11 protein-coding genes are annotated in these 17,345 nt (G+C 60.0%); 4 read left to right on the top strand and 7 right to left on the bottom strand.

Annotated elements, in window-relative coordinates:
• Window positions 1-56: 56 nt before the first annotated feature.
• Window positions 57-638 (top strand): hypothetical protein, encoded by a 582-nt coding sequence (locus H1B37_RS07425; protein ID WP_182866007.1) that lies wholly within the window; start codon window positions 57-59, stop codon window positions 636-638.
• Window positions 639-681: 43 nt separating this feature from the next.
• Here H1B37_RS07425 and H1B37_RS07420 read toward each other — a convergent pair whose 3' ends face one another.
• Complete coding sequence (locus H1B37_RS07420; RefSeq protein WP_182866006.1) at window positions 682-1,236, bottom strand: Uma2 family endonuclease; 555 nt, start codon at window positions 1,234-1,236, stop codon at window positions 682-684.
• Between the two features lie 256 nt (window positions 1,237-1,492).
• Window positions 1,493-2,572, bottom strand: a complete 1,080-nt coding sequence (locus H1B37_RS07415) for a class I fructose-bisphosphate aldolase (RefSeq protein WP_182866005.1) — start codon at window positions 2,570-2,572, stop codon at window positions 1,493-1,495.
• A gap of 320 nt (window positions 2,573-2,892) precedes the next feature.
• On the opposite strand from H1B37_RS07415, the gene H1B37_RS07410 reads away from it, so the two are divergent.
• From H1B37_RS07410 to H1B37_RS07400, 3 genes are all read left to right on the top strand, one after another.
• Window positions 2,893-6,426, top strand: a complete 3,534-nt coding sequence (locus H1B37_RS07410) for a choice-of-anchor Q domain-containing protein (RefSeq protein WP_182866004.1) — start codon at window positions 2,893-2,895, stop codon at window positions 6,424-6,426.
• 296 nt (window positions 6,427-6,722) lie between these two features.
• Complete coding sequence (locus H1B37_RS07405) at window positions 6,723-9,638, top strand: DUF1553 domain-containing protein (protein WP_182866003.1); 2,916 nt, start codon at window positions 6,723-6,725, stop codon at window positions 9,636-9,638.
• The gene (locus H1B37_RS07400; RefSeq protein ID WP_182866002.1) at window positions 9,635-11,086 is read left to right on the top strand and encodes a DUF1501 domain-containing protein; all 1,452 of its coding nucleotides are present in this window, start codon (window positions 9,635-9,637) and stop codon (window positions 11,084-11,086) included. Before H1B37_RS07405 ends, H1B37_RS07400 begins: the two co-directional genes overlap by 4 nt.
• Before the next feature lie 69 nt (window positions 11,087-11,155).
• Here the strand turns inward: H1B37_RS07400 and H1B37_RS07395 are convergent, their stop codons facing one another.
• From H1B37_RS07395 to pepT, 5 genes are all read right to left on the bottom strand, one after another.
• The gene (locus H1B37_RS07395; protein WP_286177507.1) at window positions 11,156-11,398 is read right to left on the bottom strand and encodes a BON domain-containing protein; all 243 of its coding nucleotides are present in this window, start codon (window positions 11,396-11,398) and stop codon (window positions 11,156-11,158) included.
• Window positions 11,399-12,030: 632 nt separating this feature from the next.
• A complete protein-coding gene (locus tag H1B37_RS07390) occupies window positions 12,031-14,022 on the bottom strand; it encodes an ABC transporter ATP-binding protein (RefSeq protein WP_182866000.1) in 1,992 nt (663 codons plus the stop codon).
• A 448-nt stretch (window positions 14,023-14,470) separates the two neighbouring features.
• Window positions 14,471-14,992, bottom strand: coding sequence for a septation protein SpoVG family protein (locus tag H1B37_RS07385; RefSeq protein WP_220498090.1), 522 nt, complete (start codon window positions 14,990-14,992; stop codon window positions 14,471-14,473).
• 60 nt (window positions 14,993-15,052) lie between these two features.
• Window positions 15,053-16,030 carry a 4-(cytidine 5'-diphospho)-2-C-methyl-D-erythritol kinase gene (locus tag H1B37_RS07380; RefSeq protein WP_182865998.1) on the bottom strand — a complete coding sequence of 326 codons (978 nt, stop codon included), beginning with the start codon at window positions 16,028-16,030 and terminating at the stop codon, window positions 15,053-15,055.
• A 4-nt stretch (window positions 16,031-16,034) separates the two neighbouring features.
• On the bottom strand, window positions 16,035-17,282 hold the full coding sequence (gene pepT, locus H1B37_RS07375; protein ID WP_182865997.1) for a peptidase T: 1,248 nt from the start codon (window positions 17,280-17,282) through the stop codon (window positions 16,035-16,037).
• Between the last annotated feature and the right edge of the window lie 63 nt (window positions 17,283-17,345).

Raw genomic sequence — 17,345 nt, 5'->3', positions numbered from 1 at the left:
GAACACCCTGCAACCATTTGCCCCGTTTTGCCACCTACCTTGATGAGGAATGCCCCATGTCGCTGCTCGCTAATCTGCCGTCCAATCCCAGCGTTGCCAGTGCCAACGCTCCGCTCTACACCGGCGGATCCGTCAAATCGCTTCAAAACGCTTTGGTCGACGCGCCCAGAACAATCGACTGGCTGATCATTTCGCACCATGACCCCAAGGTCCAGGACCGAATCAGGCACGTGCCCGGCAATCAATCCAGCTGTCTGCTGACCATGCCCCAACTCGAGTGGAATTTTCAATCAGGCGAGCTGGCTTCATTGCTGGAACGGTCGATCGACCGGAACGGCGTTCAACGATTGTTGTTGGTGGGGCATAGCGATAGTGGTTCCAAGGATGACGCGGACAGCTCGGGCGGTCGGAATAAAACGCCGCAACGGTTGTTCGACGCGACCCGCTTGATGCTGAGCAGGGCTCAGCATGCGAAGAGCCACTTCGCGGATCTGGTGAACTCGGTCTACTTGCATCCGGTGGTCCACCGAGCGGTCGCTGCCGGTGAGCTGCGCGTGCACGCGCTATTCTACTTGGCGCACTGCGAGAGCTTTCTCTTCTTCGATGCGTCGAAGAACGAGTTTCGGCCGCTCGCTTGATCGCGATTCCGCTTTGGAAGAACCGACGGAGATGCCCGGACGGTTAGCGATCGGGCGTGAACAAGCTGGCGATCGCCAGCTGGGCGTCCGGCAGACAAAGTGGACCGATGATGTCCGATTGCTCATAGGTCTGGATCGACCGGTACCGTTGCTGATGCGGATCGCGATGCACCGTCACCGTTTTTTCGGCGATGTCGATTTGCCAGTACTCGGGGATGCCCGCTTCGGCGTAAAGCTGCATCTTTTCGGTCCGGTCGAAACGGACGCTGCTCTTGCTGACCTCGATCAACAGATGGACTTCGTCCGGATGGGGATGACGTTGGGAGTATCGACGGCGTGTCGCCCAAACGATGTCCGGTTCGGGGCAACTGTGTTGACCGACCAGCAAAATGAGTTTCTCGATGCGGATCGTAAACCGGCGCCCCACCTGCTCAAAACTCCATTCGTTGAGATGGTCAATCGGATCGGCATGCTCCGGGCCTTGAGGATTCATGTGCACGATCCGTCCATGAATGAGTTCGGTTTGCCCGCTGGTGTTTTCAAACGTCCCCGACGAAACCAGGGTTTCGTACTGCGCCGTGGTAATCGGGACCGTCATCGGCACCGCCGCTGGGGGAGGCTCGTCGTTCGCATGGTTGGGGATCGCGCTGTCCATACGGTTAGTTTAACCAGAGCGGTTGCAGACAGGCAACGAAACAAACTGGGTGCGCATGCCGGAACGTTTTCCGTACGATGGCCCTCTCTGGCGTTTGCTTGCTGCGCAAACGCCGTCTCTCCCGGAGGGAGAGAATCTCAATTGGTTGCCGGCTTGCGATTCACGGGCCGTTCACTGACGCGTCCCGCTGGCATAGCGGTTACGCCACGGTGATCTCCGGATCCAAGTACACGTCCTGGATGGCGTTGAACAATTCGATGCCTTCGCCCATCGGGCGTTGGAACGTTTTGCGGCCGCTGATCAGTCCCATGCCGCCGGCGCGCTTGTTGATCACGGCGGTGCGAACGGCTTGTTGGAAATCGTTCTTGCCGGATCCTCCGCCTGAATTGATCAGACCGCAGCGTCCCATGTAACAGTTGAGGACTTGGTAACGTGTCAGATCAATCGGGTTGTCGCTGGACAGTCCGTCATAGATCCGCTCGTCATACTTGCCGTACTTTTGGCCGCCCTGGTTGAGCGCCCGGTAGCCGCCGTTGTTGGTCGGCTGTTTCTGCTTGATGAAATCCGCGTTGATGGTCGCGCCCAGGTGATTCGCCTGGCCGGTCAGGTCCGCCGAGGCTTCATAGTTCACGCCGTCGACGGTGAACGCCGAATTGCGGAGGTAACACCACAGCATCGTGAACATGCCCAACTCGTGAGCTTCGGCAAAGGCGTCGGAGATCTCGCGGATCTGCCGCGTCGATTCGGGTGAACCGAAATAGACGGTCGCGCCGACACCCACGCATCCCATGTTCCAAGCGTCACGGACGCGGGCGAAGGGAACCTGGTCGTACGTGGTCGGATAACTCATCAGTTCGTTGTGATTGAGCTTCAAAATCATCGGGATGCGGTGGGCATACTTTCGGGCGATCCCGCCCAGTACGCCGAACGTCGATGCGACTCCGTTGCAACCCGCTTCGACCGCCAGCTGGGCGATGTTGGCCGGATCAAAGTAAATCGGGTTGGGCGCAAACGAAGCGCCCCCGGAGTGTTCCACGCCCTGGTCGACCGGCAAGATCGATAGATAGCCGGTTCGCCCCAGTCGGCCATGGTTGAACAGCGATTGCATCGCGCACAACACGCGGGGGTTGCGATCCGATCCGGCCCAGACCGCATCGACAAAATCGGGACCCGGCAGGTGGAGTTGCGAGGAGGGAATTGTCTCGCATTGATGGGTCAGCAACGCTTCACCTTCACTACCGAGCAGATCGAGCACATTCGTCTTTGTTTTGGTCGTCATCACAGTCATCCGTTTTCATTGTTGGGCGGTACTGCACAGCCGATGCGCGGCTGCGTCACAAAACACCGGGTGCGACGCGGCGGCGGACGCACGCAATCCAGACGTCCGCCCGGTTCACAATCGGTTAGGGCATCGCACGCTGGCCCTCAGGGGGCGCGCCCCGGTTTTGCACGCAAGTTTTGGGCCAGCCGAGCCATGAAACCCCGCAGCGACACCGGTTGGTCCGCCAAAAAAAAACCGCCCGAGAGTGCCCGCCGGACCACTCTGAACATTTTTTCAGTTACTCTGTGTGCCGAATCACCGGAACGACAAGGCGGACAATGCGAAAAAGAAATCGACCGATCATCAGCCCCACCAAACGTCACTTCGCCATTGAAACGCTGGAGAATCGTTTCTTGCTTTCCAGTGATCTGTGGGCATTGGTTGACGGTGGATCGCATGATGACGGACCGATGGCGGAGAGAACCGACGTCGGCGTGTCAGCCGGCGCGCTCTATCAAGTCGATCACCCCTCGCTACTGCGTGCCGTCGAGAGCGCTCCAATTAGGGGCAGCCTTGGACCGGAGGAACCAGCCGACTTGCGTCCCGACCGCGAGCCAGGTCGAGTTGATTTGCCGATCGGCAATGGGGTCTTGCAAGCGTTTCGGTTGGAGCGTCATCTGACTTCGGCCGATCGACAAGCCGGTGGGATTTCAAAAACAGGGACGTACTACGGGCAGGCGGGAGGTGTCAATGTCCGGCTGGTCGTCGGCCCGTCAACGTTGATGGTCAACGGGCAGTCGATCGAAGACGTGTCGGATCAGTTTCAGATCTTTCCGACCATCCCCACATCGCCCGATGATCCTCAACAGTATCGTTTGGTGTGGGCGGACGAGACATTGGAGGTGATGCCACCACCGCCGAGCATCGATGTCGCCACCACCGAAGCGACGGAATTGGTATCCGAGTCGGCATCGGCCTGCACCTTGTTGGAAGACTTTGACAACGTCAGTCTGCCTACCTTGCCGACCGGGTGGACGACCAGTTTTGCCGGTGTCAACTGGCAAACGCTGGACTTTTTTAGCGATTCGCCGCCGCACCACGCGGTCATCCCGACACCGCCGTTTGCCAGTGACAACACGCTTACATCGCCGGTCTTCACGCTACATCCCTCAAACACCCAATTGGCATTTCGCACGGCCTACGAAATGTTTTCAACATCCCACGGCGGTGTGCTGGAGATTTCCATCGATGGATCGCCGTTTGTCGACATCGTCGACGCCGGCGGACAGTTCGTGACCGGCGGGTACGACGCACCGCTCGTATCGCCGGGCAATCCGTTGGCCGGCCGTCATGCCTGGACAGGCATGTTCCCCAACTACAAAGACGCGATCGTCGATCTGCCGGCAAATGCCGCGGGCGAACCGATTCAGCTGCGTTGGCGGATGGCGACCGATGGTGATTTCTTCAACGGTGGCTGGCGCATCGACACGATCTCACTGTGCGCTCCGCAAGCCACCATGGACTACGGCGACGCACCCGACCCGCTGTATCCGACGTTGCAATCGGGCAACGGAGCGTCTCACGTGGTCGGCGGCCCCCTGTACCTGGGCGATGCGGTCGATGCGGAACTCGACGGCCACCCCGATCCGACTGCGATGGGCGACGACCTGAGTGGGATCGACGACGATGACGGTGTCTTGTTGCCGCCCGTTCTGCGACCCGGTCAGTATGCCGATGTCACCGTGATCGCCTCGGTCGCCGGTGGCCGGCTGAACGCATGGGTTGATTTCAACAACGACGGCGATTGGGCGGATTCGGGGGAACAGGTTTTCACCGACCGGTTCCTCAATGCCGGCCCCAATCAACTCCGCTTTTTCGTGCCGCACACCGCGACCGGTTCCGCCGCGACTCAGCTTCGATTCCGAGTCAGTACGCAAACGAATCTCTCGTATGATGGTCCCGCTGACGACGGTGAAGTCGAAGACTACGCCATTGCGACGGCGATGAACGTCTTCGAAGTCGATACCTTGGACAGTCTCGATGATGGCAATGTCAGCCCCGGCAATCTTTCGCTGCGTGAAGCGATTCGACTGTCCAACCAGAGCTTGGGGTTCGACCTCATCACGTTCTCACCTGATTTGGCTGGGGGCACCATCTTTGCCATCCAAAATGGTTTTACGATCACTGATGACGTCAGCATTGTCGGTCTGGGATCCGATCAGATGACACTCAGTGGCAATGATCAAGTGCGGGTGTTTGAGGTCAACTGGAACGTCGACGCCGTCATCGGCGATGTGACGATCACCGACGGACGTGTCATCGGGTCAGGCGGGCGTGGAGGAGGCATTTACTCGCAGGGGAACTTGCAACTGCTGCGAAGCGTGGTTCGCGACAGTGTCGCCCCAACCGGCGGTGGAATCTATCAAGCCCAGGGAACACTCTCCGTCACGGACTCGAGCATCATTGCCAACACGGCCGAAGGCGGCGATGGTGGCGGAATCCTTGGTGACAATGCAGCGATCACGATTGAACACAGCGAAGTGATTGGTAATCGTGCGACGACAGGTCTTTCGGGATTCACGCGATACGGTGGCGGGATCGCAATGCGGACTGGGGAACTGACCATCACCGATTCAACGCTCGATGGCAACTACGCCAGTGCCTCCGGCGGAGGCCTCGTCTCGGATGGTGCCGTTCACGTGGCCGGCAGCACGATCTCGAATAATTCCGCCGATGTCCATGGGGGCGGCTTATTCTGGGGATCTCAAACGGGAACGGCGGAAATCATCAATTCAACGTTCTCTGGCAATGGTACGATCAACGGCCAGGGCGGCGCCATCATGGTTTTTGGTGGTCCACTGAGCCTGATCCACAGTACCGTCACCGATAATGCTGCCGGGATTGTCGGTGGCATCTCGACTGCCTTCGGAAACCCGACATCGACGGCCGTCACCATCGCCTCGAGTATCGTTGCCGGAAATCAGCAAGTCGACATCGACTCTCCTTTTGGAAGCAACGCAGTCATCAGTGGTGGTTTCAACGTTGTTGGCAATCTTCGGGGCGGTGCGATATTCGCTCAGACCGGCGATCAAAGCTTTGTCCAAGATCCCGGTTTGGCGCCGCTGGATGACAACGGTGGTCCAACCAAGACCCATGCGCTGTTCAACAATAGCCCGGCACGCAACATGGGAGATCCGGCGGCTTTGGCAGGCACCGCCGAGGTGCCGCGGTACGACCAACGCGGCGAGGGGCACACTCGCGTCGATGACGGGCGGATCGACATCGGCGCGTTCGAAGGATTCCAAGCGCGACCGCCGCGCGTTCGGTCCGTCGCCCTTGGGTCCCGCTCGGTGCTCAGCAGTCTCGGTGTCTTCTTCGATTCGTTGGTCGACGTGACCGCACCGTCCGCATTCAAAATCACCAATCGCGACACCAATCAGGTGCTCGATTCCGTACGCTACTCGATCGGGATGCAGCAAGGCCCCGACGGAAATACCTCGGTCGTCAACCTGTCATTCGATCCCGGTGTTTCGGTCGACACGATGCTCAATGGGCTCGACTCGCTGTCCGACGGAAACTACCTGCTGGAGATCAACCCCGCGTTTGTCAAAGCACAAGGTTTTGACGTTTTTATGGAAGAGAAATACACGTTCGGTGATGAAGAAGCCGACCGCTTCTTTCGATTGTTCGGAGATCGCGATGGCGACCGCGATGTCGATGGTCAGGATTACGGACGGTTCGGTCTGACGTTCTTGAAATCGTCTGGCGATCTCGGCTACGATCGCCAATTCGATAGCGACGGAGACCGTGATGTCGATGGACAAGACTACGGGCGTTTCGGGGCTCGGTTTCTGAAGCAGTTGCCGTTCTAAGCCCGTCTGAATGTCCATGAGGCCGTGGCGATCCGGCGCGAAAAGGGGACGGGGGTCAATAGCCGGTACGGCCCTTCGGGTGCTTCGCACTATTGACCCCCGTCCCCTTTTCGCTCGGCCGGTACGGCCCTTCGGGTGCTTCGCACTATTGACCCCCGTCCCCTTTTCGCTCGCGGCGACTTTTCAGGCAGAGCTACGCGGATTTGCCACCGCTGGTGATTGCGGATTAGACTGAAGGGTCCCACCGCCCGTCTGCTCGGGCCTGCTCCATTCCAAGTCTTGGCACCCGCCCTCCCATGCCAGATCGATCGCGAAGCGTTTGCCAGCCCCGTGTCCTGTTGGTCACTTTGATGCCGAATCTGGGGTACGCCATGATGGTGTGCGTGGCTTCGGTCGCATCGATAGGGGTTGGTCCGGTCGTTTCCTCCTCTGCCGGCGAACAAGACGAATCATCACTGATCGATGCGGATACCGACGACGTCCGGTGGTTCGAAAACAAGATCCGGCCGGCGTTGGTCGAGCATTGTCTCGAATGCCACAGTAGCGAGACCGAAGCCAGCGGCGGATTGTTGCTCGATTCGCGCGATGGATGGCTGGCCGGCGGCGATCTCGGCCCGGCGATCGTTCCGGGCGATGCCGCGGCGAGTCGCCTGTTCACGGCGATCGCGTACGACGACCCGGCGCTGGAAATGCCTCCCCGCGGGAAACTGGACGACGCGACGATCGATGCCTTTCGCCGCTGGATCGACAACGGCGCGGTCGATCCCCGACAACCGGCTCGGCAGGACGCCCCACCGGAACGTCAAACCGGTCTGCCGGTCGACCGAGCCGGAGAGCACTGGGCGTATCGGCCGATCGTCCCTTCCACCGCGTCGATCGATGCGTTGATCGACCGACGGATTGAACAGAGCGGTCTATCGGCGGCACCACCGGCCGAACCACGTGCGCTCGTCCGACGGCTGGTGTTTGATCTGCACGGGCTGCCGCCGTCGCAGCAGACGATCGATCGCTACCTGGCCGATCCGTCGCCGATGGCCTACGACCGTCTGGTGGATCGCTTGCTGGCCTCGCCCCGTTTTGCCCAGCACATGGCCCGCCGCTGGATGGACGTGGTTCGCTATGCCGAATCGATCACGCTGCGCGGGTTTATCCTTCCCCAGGCGTGGCGGTACCGTGATTACCTGGTCACCTCGTTCGCCAACGATCGCCCCTTTGACCAAATGATTCGCGATCAGATCGCCGGCGACCTGCTGGCTTGTGACGACATCGTCGAAACACAGCAGCGGGCGATCGCGACCGGATTCCTGGCACTGGGCAATTCCAACCTGGAAGACCAGGACAAAACCAAGCTTGAGTTCGATCATCTGGATGAACAGCTGGAAACGATCGGCCGCGCGTTCTTGGCACAAACGATCGGATGTGCCCGCTGTCACGACCACAAGTTCGATCCGATTCCCACCCGTGATTACTACGCCCTGGCGGCGATTTTTCGTTCGACCACGCCGCTGGAGCACGCCAATTTGTCCAAGTGGATCGAGAAACCGTTGCCGCTGGACCCGGCGACCGAAACGCATTTTCGTGCCTTGCAATCTCGGGCCGACGCCCTCGCCGCCGAACTGAAAACCCTGCAGTCGCTCGAAAAAGGCACACCGGGTGACAGGAACCGAATCGTCTCGGTCGACGGCTTACCCGGTGTGGTGATGGACGATGCGGATGCCAGTTATGTCGGCGATTGGACCGAATCGACGTTCGTCAAACCCTACGTCGGCGGCGGTTACCGGCATGACGGCACCGAGGGGCAAGGCAGCAAATCGGTCACCTTCGATCCCGCCGATTTGCCCACCGGACGTTACGAAGTCCGCCTGTCCTACACGTCGCACGCAAACCGGGCGACGAACGTTGCGGTGAAGGTGTTCAGCGCGAACGAGTCGACCACCGTGAGGGTGAACCAACGGCGACGGCCGCCGATCGACGGGTTGTGGGTGTCGCTCGGTGTCTTTCCGTTTGAAAAGGAAGGGCAATCCTTTGTCATCGTTTCCAACGACGCCGCCGACGGTTGCGTCATCGTCGATGCCGTTCAGTTCCTGCCGGTCACCGATCAGACCTCCACGGCAAAGGGTTCCGTCGATGCCCCAACGGCCGCGGACCTGAAAGCGATCGCCCAACGACACGAGACACTGACCGCGGAATTGAAGCGGTTGCAGTCCGAACTGAACCAGCGGCCGATGTATCTAACAATCTCCGAGAGCGAACCACGCCAAGAGATCGCGATCCGCGTGCGGGGCAACGTGCACCAACCCGGTGACACCGTCCGCCGCGGTTTCCTGACCGCCATCGGACCGGCCCAGTTGCATGCCGATCGGATCGGCAGCGATGAAAGCGGACGCGTGCAGCTTGCCCAGTGGATCGCCGATCCGACCAACCCGTTGACGGCGCGGGTGTATGCCAACCGAGTTTGGTCGTGGTTGATGGGTGAAGGGTTGGTCGCGACGGAGAACAATTTTGGAACCACCGGCCAGTCGCCTTCGCACCCGGAACTGTTGGACCACCTGGCCGCAGGGCTGATCGATCACGGTTGGTCGACCAAGTCGCTGGTGCGCAGGATCGTTCGCAGCGACGCCTATCGCCGCGCCGCTTGTGACGACGCCCAGCGGATCGCCATTGACCCGAACAACCGGCTCTGCGCCTCGGGCAGCGTCAAACGCATTCCGGTCGAAGCCCTTCGTGACGCCATGTTGTGTGTCAGCGGTGAAATCGATCACCGGATCGGAGGTTCATCGATTCGGCCCGGCACCCGGTCTGATTATGACTACCGGCACGACTCCAACCGTCGCAGTCTGTACCTGCCGGTGTTCCGCAACTCGCTTCCGCCGTTGTTTGATCTGTTCGACTTTGCCGACTCCAGCGTCTCGGTCGGCCAACGCGCCCAAAGCACCGTCGCTCCGCAATCGTTGGCGATGATGAATCACCCCTGGATCATCGGTCGTGCCCGCCAAGCCGCCAAACGACTGTTGCACGAATCCGCAGGGCAACCGACCGAATCAATGATCGGTCGGCTGTACGTCGCTTGTTTCAGCCGCTCGCCCGATGCGGAGGAAATGCAGCTTTGCCTGGAATTCCTTGGTGGCGGGGACGCGCCGCCAAGTGAAGATCGGCTCGCCGATCTGATTCAATCCCTGTTCGCTTCCATCGACTTTCGGTATTTGGAATGACTGACGACAAGACGCCCGACGGGGAAAGGATCGCCCGACGATTGATGCTTCAGCAATCGGCATGCGGCTTTGGTGCGCTCGCCTGTGGCGCGCTTGCCGCCGCCACGGCCGCTCCGCTCCGTGCTGCGACGGCCGATGTCACAGCGTCGCCCGGCCCCCATTTCGCACCCCGCGCCAAACGGATCATTTTCCTGTTCATGCAGGGTGGGGTCAGCCAAGTCGACTCGTTCGATCACAAACCGGCGCTTCAAGCACACGACGGCAAGAAGATGCCGTTTGATGATGCCCGCGAATTTGCACGATCCGGTCAACGCGGCATCGAACAACGGCTGATGAAGTCGCCGTGGGAATTCAAACCCTATGGCGAGTGCGGGCGTTACGTGTCGGAACTGTTTCCCGAAACGGCGCGGCATGTCGACGACCTGTGCTTCGTGCACTCGATGCACACCGACGGGGTTGCCCACGGGCCGGCGACGCTGTTTCTGCATTGCGGATCAACCAACTTCATTCGTCCATCGGTCGGCTCGTGGATCTATTATGGCCTGGGCACCGAGAACACGGCGCTGCCGGGATTTGTTTCCATCGCTCCGTCGATCGGCAACGGCGGCCCGCGCAACTATGGCAGCGCGTTCTTGCCCGCTCGGTTCCAGGGCACGGCGATCGGATCGGCCGGCCGGCAAGAGTTGGCCCTGGACAACCTGGTCCGCCAAGACGTCTCGCCGGCGCGTCAACGGGCACAGCTGGATTTGATCCAGCGGCTCAATCAGCGCCAGATCGATCGGCGTGGGATCGAGCACAGCGAGTTCGACGCGATGCAACAGTCCTACCAGCTTGCCTGGCGGATGCAGCAAGTGGCCCCGGAGATTTTGGATCTGTCCAGCGAGTCGGCGACGACGCTGGCCGAGTATGGGATGGACGACCCGGCGACCCGCGACTACGGCCAAAAGTGTCTGCTCGCGCGGCGGCTGTGCGAGGCCGGCGTCCGCTTCGTGCAAGTCAACTACGGCGACAACTCGGCCAACCCCGCCTGGGACCAACACTCCAACTTGCCCAAACACGCCACCCACGCTCGGGCCGTGGATCGACCGATCGCCGCCCTGCTGGCGGATCTCAAACGACGGGGCTTGTTGGAAGACACCATCGTTTGGTGGGGCGGTGAGTTTGGCAGGACGCCCTATTCACAAAGCAACGGCACCGGCCGCGATCACAATCCGGGCGGCTTTACCGTCTGGCTGGCCGGTGGCGGATTCCGCGGCGGCATGGCGTACGGATCGACCGACGAGTTCGGCTTTGCCAGCGTTCAGAACAAAGTCCACATGCACGACCTGCACGCGACGTTGCTGCATCAATTGGGGCTTGATCACGAACAATTGACGTACCGCCACGCCGGCAGAGACTTTCGCCTAACCGACGTCTACGGCCGCGTGATTGACCCGATCCTCGCTTGAATCGAAAGCCAATAGCGTTTCCCCGAAACTTAAGGCGAGACGGACTACCAGGGCAGAAAGAACGTCGTTTTAAACCATCGCGGGACGCTGTTCGACTTTGATGCGGTCGATGACCCGAGAGACACCTTCCACCGTCGACACCGCTCGGATGATCTGTTTGCGTTCGACTTCGTTTTTGATCGTGCCGTTGAGCGTGACTTCGCCGCTGCGCACGTCGCCGCTGACCTTGGGCGAGCCGGAACATTTCTTGGACAAGCGACTTTGAACGTTTTTGAGGATGGTTTTGTCGGGGATTCGATTGCCGAGGGCCATAGATTGGTTTACTCCAGGGAGAAGGGGAAAACACATTCCAGCGGCACCGGGTCAATGGTTGCGCCGACCGGAGGAACGGGGGATGGGAAGCGCAGCGGCGACCACAAGTTGCAATCGGGAGGGAAGCCCGATTCGGAAGACGGGGTTCCCACAAGAACGCCAAATGCTGACCACGCAGCTGTCGACTCACACGTCGAGGAAACTACTGCTCTCGACACAGCTTTTTCACATTCCGGCTCACCTCAGGTAGAGGCTCACCCAAGGACGTTCATCCAAGTGATGCTGACGCTCTTTAGATCATTGCCCGCACGGAAGATCAGACGGTAGGGCGATCAGAGGGGTGCGGGGGCGTGCGGTGTCGGCTTGTTCGACACGCGTCGCCGATCAACCGGTATCGCAATCGATCACCAGCTGATCATTCGGCGGGTGATATTAGCGACGCCGCAGATTGCCGCAATGGAGAAAATTCACATTTGGCGAAAATCGGCGGCGGCGGACGACGAGTCTTTGTCCCTAAATCCGTAACGCAAGCCGCCAAGGCTTTCGACTCGCAGCAACCCACACGGGAAAAGCCGAAATTCTTGGCGAATTCCGCTACCACATACGACCCTTGCCGGGTTTAGGGACAAAGCCTAGGCCGCGATCGGTTGATCGCTTCCACACAGGCTTTGATAGAAACGGTTTTGGCCGATCACTTCGGCGTGTGGTCCGCTGGCGGCGACCTGGCCTTGTTCGACCACGACCACCCGATCAGCCATCGCGAGCGTGCTGGCGCGGTGCGTGATCATCACACCGGTGCGGCCGACCAGAAACTTTTCCAGGGCTTGGTGGATCAGCTGTTCGCTTTCCAAATCGATCTGGCTGGTCGCTTCATCCAGGATCAAGATGTCGGGGTCGCGCAGGAATGCGCGGGCCAGCGCGATGCGTTGCATCTGGCCGCCGGATAACCGCATGCCACCGGTCCCGAGGATCGTCTTGTAGCCGTCCGGTGTTTTCTTGCGGATGAAGTCATCGGCAAAGGCCAGCTTCGCGGCCCGGACGACGTCGTGCAAATCGGCACCGGGGCTGCCGTAGCGAATGTTGTTTTCGATCGTGTCGTCAAACAAGATCGTCCGCTGGGTGACCAGGGCAAGCCGCTTGCGCAGATCACGGGTCCGCATTTCATTGATCGGCACGTCGTCCAGCATGACCTGTCCGGCCTGGGGATCATCAAATCGGCACAACAGGCTGATCATCGTGCTTTTGCCACAACCGTTGGGGCCGACGATGGCGATGGTTTCACCGTGGGGAATTTCCAGGTCGATGCCCCGCAGCACCTTCGGCCCCGACGGGTATTGGTACTCCACGCCTTGGAATCGGATCGTCGAATGCGGACGCTGCGGAGACCGAGGGGTGGCCGGCTCTTCGACACGCACGGGCATGTCGACGATTTCCATCACGCGGACCGCGGCGGCGATGCCGCGTTGCAACCCGCTCCAGACGTCGGCCAATTTCCGCGCCGGATCCGAGGCACCGATCAAGAAACTGAAGAACAAAAAGATCTGTCCCTGTTCCAACGGTTCGGTCGTCATTTGCAAACCGAACAGATGCGTTTGCTTGTTCAGCACCAGGTAGCCGCCCGCCAAAATCGCCAGCGACACCGTGGTCATGCCCATCAATTCGGTCGTCCCGCGCGCCAGCGTGTTGTAGAATGCCATCTTCATGGTTTTCTGGTAATAGGCGAATGTCCCGCGGCGAAGTCGGGCGCGTTCAAAGGCCTGGGTGTTGGATGCTTTGACCAGTCGGATCCCGGCGAACGAATCGTTCAGCATGCCGTACAACTGGCTCATCTCCTCCATCGCTCGCTTACTGGCGCGACGGATGGCCCGACTGAGTTGTTGCATGATGAACGCCAGGATCGGCGAGACGATCAGCACCAAGAATAGCAAGCGGTGACAAACGATCGCGGCACCGATCAGACACGCCGCCATCTTCAGCGGTTCGCGAATCATCCGCCCGAGCAAGGTGGAAACACCGGCGGTGACCAGGGCGACGTCGTTGGTCAACCGCGCCGTCAAATCAGCCGATCCGTTTTCCCCGAAAGCGTCCAAGTCCAAACGCAACGCCTTGCGAAAGAAGATCGCTCGCAAGTCGATCGCCGTCCGCCCACTGACATATTGCACCCACATCATGTTGGCCGTCAACGCGACCAGTTTCAGCGCCGTGCCGATGACCAAGAACGATAAAATGGCCAACAACGTGCCGAAGGGGGTCGTCGGCGCGTAGGCATCGATCCACGGTTTGGCTTGGCGATACCAATGGGCCTTGTTGGACTGACGCGCCGCCTGGGCGCGGAGATCGTCAACGGAATCGCCTGGAGGGGATTGCCCCGCCTCGGCCCCGCCGGACTCGATGGCGGCGATTTGGGCTGTGATCGTCTCAACCGCCTGATCGGCTTCTTGAATGTTGTCGTCGACGTATTCCGAGAGTGTGTCGCCGGCGAAGACGACGTCGACGATCGGCAGCACCGCACTGATGTTGGCACTCCACAGCAACGCGACCGCGAGGGAAGAGACGGCGATGGCTGCAATTGCCCAGTGACGGCGAAAGGCCAGTCTTAAAACTCGAACGAAAGGCGTGTTCACGGGGCCGTCCTTGGTCACCGTCGTAGGCGATGCTATCAAATGGGTCGTGCGACGTTGGGGGACGTCGCTTGGGTGATTCGTCCGTTTGCGGTGAAACGTGATTCGGTTTTAGCGAAAGGCGATTCCCATGGCCAGTCCGTTCTGGAAACCGTGAATCCTACGGCACCGATTTGATGTAGCTACGCTTCGATGCGAGCGTGGAGCGATCAGGAAACCACCTCCCGCTTGTTCCCGGGTTCTACCTGGGTACGCACTGCACTGGAGGCTCCGCCTCGCGTTGGCAGCCCCCTCATGTTGACAGCCAAGGTGTGGCGGGGAACGTGAAATTTATTGCTGACCAATACCCTTGCAAGCAATACATTTCACGTTCCGAGCCACACGGACGTTTCGTCCCCAGGCGAAGCCCGGGAACGAAGGCGATGAGGGCAAGTTCGATCGACGCGGCGGTTCAAAAAATCCCGGCGCCGAAGTCCGAGTCGTTTCCGCCGGCGGGTTTTTCTTCCTGGCGATCGGGTTGGCGTTGCTTGGACGGACCCGGCGAGGCATGCGGTGGATCGATCATCGCCGTATCGACATCTTCCCCGGCATCGGAAAAATCGTCGTCGTACCGCGATCGATAACCGGGTTGCTGGCAACGGCTCAGCTCGGCTTCGAATTCGTGGATCACCGCGTCCTGAATCAGCTCGCGGCAATCACTGTTGATCGGGTGTGCGACGTCGGCGTACAGTTTTTGCGGCGAGTCGAGGGCGCCTTCGCTTTCAAACGAAAGTTTGTTGCCGCAATGATTGCAGTAACTGGCCCGCAAATGGTTCTTGTGATGACAGCGATTGCAATGACCGGTCAACTTTCGACTGGGCATCGCCACAAACGGTCCGTTGGCACCGTCGATGATCTTCAAATCGCGAACCACGAAACAGCCATCAATCGTGATCGAACAAAACGCCCGCAGTCGATCTTCCGACGACTCCATCAACTTGATTCGAATCTCCGTTATCTCCACGATCTGAACTCCCTCGCTATTGACTGCGTTCTAGCTCGGCTCGATTTCAATGGGTGTCGCAGCAGGAACCGTCTGCGCCATGCGTAGCAATACACCAGGTTGCAACTCGGTCTTTAAACGCTTCACGATGTCCTTGGCCTGCTCGGCATCCCGGGCAATCCCGAAACATGCCGAACCGCTACCGGTTAGTTGACACGGTTGGAGTCCGCTTTGCCACAGTGATTCTAACAATTCGTTCAGCTGCGGCAGAATTTTCAAGGCCGGCTCGGTCAGGCGGTTCATCATCTCGCGGCCCATCGACTCGCGATCCTGCCGCGCCATTGCCTGCAAAAAGGACCCCGAACCGACCGGATGCGGCGGAACATTCAACTGTGCGTAAACGCCCGCCGTGGAAAGGCTGACCGAAGGGTAGGCCACGACAAAGTGTATCGATGGACAGGTCTGCAGCGGCGACAGTAACTCGCCGCGACCGGTCGCCAGGGCCGCGACCGGTGATCCCGGATCGCCACGGCCGAGAAAGAACGGCACGTCGCTGCCGATCGAGGCGGCGATCTCGTGCAACTCTCTGGACCTGTTGTCAATTTGGTGAATCTGGGCGGCACAGCTAATCGCATGGGCCGCGTCGCTGCTGGCCCCGCCCATCCCCGCGCCGGCGGGAATCCGTTTGCCGAGCCGAACGCGGAAGCCTGTTTTGATGCCAAAGCTGGTCCGAAAGGCGTCGAGGGCGCGGACGACCAAGTTGGAATCATCGGTCGGAATCCGCAGCAACTCGGGCACGTCGCCGTCGCTCGCGTCCAACCCCAGTTCGCCGGCAACCGCTTCGATGGAAGGCAACCAGGATGCCGTCAATTCGATTCGCCCCTGCGGGATCGATTCAATTTCCAGTTCATCGCGCCAGTCGATGGCGACCATCACGGTGTCGATTTCGTGGTACCCATCGTCGCGTCGCGCGGGGATTTCCAGAAACAGGTTCAGTTTGGCCGGTGGTGAAGTTCGGGCGACGGTCATAGCACTACGCCCGTTGGTTGGACCACAGCGACAGCAATTCGACCAGGTGTTCGGTCGCGGCCACCATTTCATCCAGGCAGGCGAATTCGCGAACACTGTGGATATTGTGTTGGCCGCTGGACAGGTTTGGTGTCGGCAGCCCTTTTTCGGTCAACACGCTTCCGTCGGTACCGCCGCGAATGATCTCCTTGGTGCACGCTCGGCCCAAGTTCTTGAACGCTTGTTCGGCCAACGTGATCGACTCGGGCAACTTCGCCAGTCCATCACCCAAATTGCGGTACTGTCGCCGCGTCGTGACTTGGACTTTCAAACCGGGCCATTTCGATTCAACCTCGCCGGCGATCTGCCGCAGCAAGTCGGCATAGGTTTTCAAGTCGGCGGCATCGAACGAACGCAGGATCAATTCGACGGAAGCTTCGCCGACTCCGCCGGAGATGGAATTGGCGTGAATGAACCCCTGGCGTCCGTCGGTGGTTTCGGGCGTGTCGCGATCGCGTGGCAGGGCGGCGACGAAATCGGCGGCGCCGCGCACCGCGTTGATCATGCGGTCTTTGGCGATCGACGGGTGAATGTTGTCGCCGATGAACCGCACCGTGGCGGCATCGGCGGAGAACGTTTCCACGTCCACGACTCCCGCTCCGCCGCCATCGACGGTGTAGGCCACGTCGGCGGCCAGTTTTTCCAAGTCGATCTTGTCGGTCCCGTGGCCGATCTCTTCGTCGCATGTCATCACGACCTTGACCGGGCCGTGTTTCAAGTTCGGGTTCTCGATCAGCGTCTCGGCCAATTCCATGATGATCGCCACCCCGGCTTTGTCGTCTCCGCCGAGCAAGGTGGTTCCGTCGGTCGTGATCAAGGTGGCGCCGACCAAATCATTGAGCGCCGGACAGGCTGCGACGCGGATCACTTCACCATTGGCAAGTTCGATGTCGCCGCCGCCGTAGTTTTCGATCACTTGCGGCCGAACATCTGTTCCGGGTGCGTCGGGCGAGGTGTCGACGTGGGCGACCAGCGCGACGACGGGCACATCGGCATCGCCGACGGTGGACCGAACCGTCCCATAGACCAATGCGTGCTGGTCTTGATAAACATCATCGGCCGACATCGCCGATAACTCAGCGGCGAGCAGTTTGCCGAGTTCCCGTTGGCACTCGCTGCTGGGATAGGTCCCGCTGCCCGGATCGGCAGGGGTTCCGATGCGAACGTACCTGAGAAAACGGTCCAACAATCGGGTGCGGTTGATTTCGAACATGTCTGGTTTTGTGTTAAGCTCGTGCGGCAAGTGTCGGAAAAAGCCCCACCCCAACAACGATTT

This window comes from Stieleria mannarensis (assembly GCF_014154935.1).
Classification (GTDB): Bacteria; Planctomycetota; Planctomycetia; order Pirellulales; family Pirellulaceae; genus Stieleria; species Stieleria mannarensis.
Note: the sequence above shows the minus strand (reverse complement) of the source record. Positions and strands in the feature narration are given on the sequence as shown.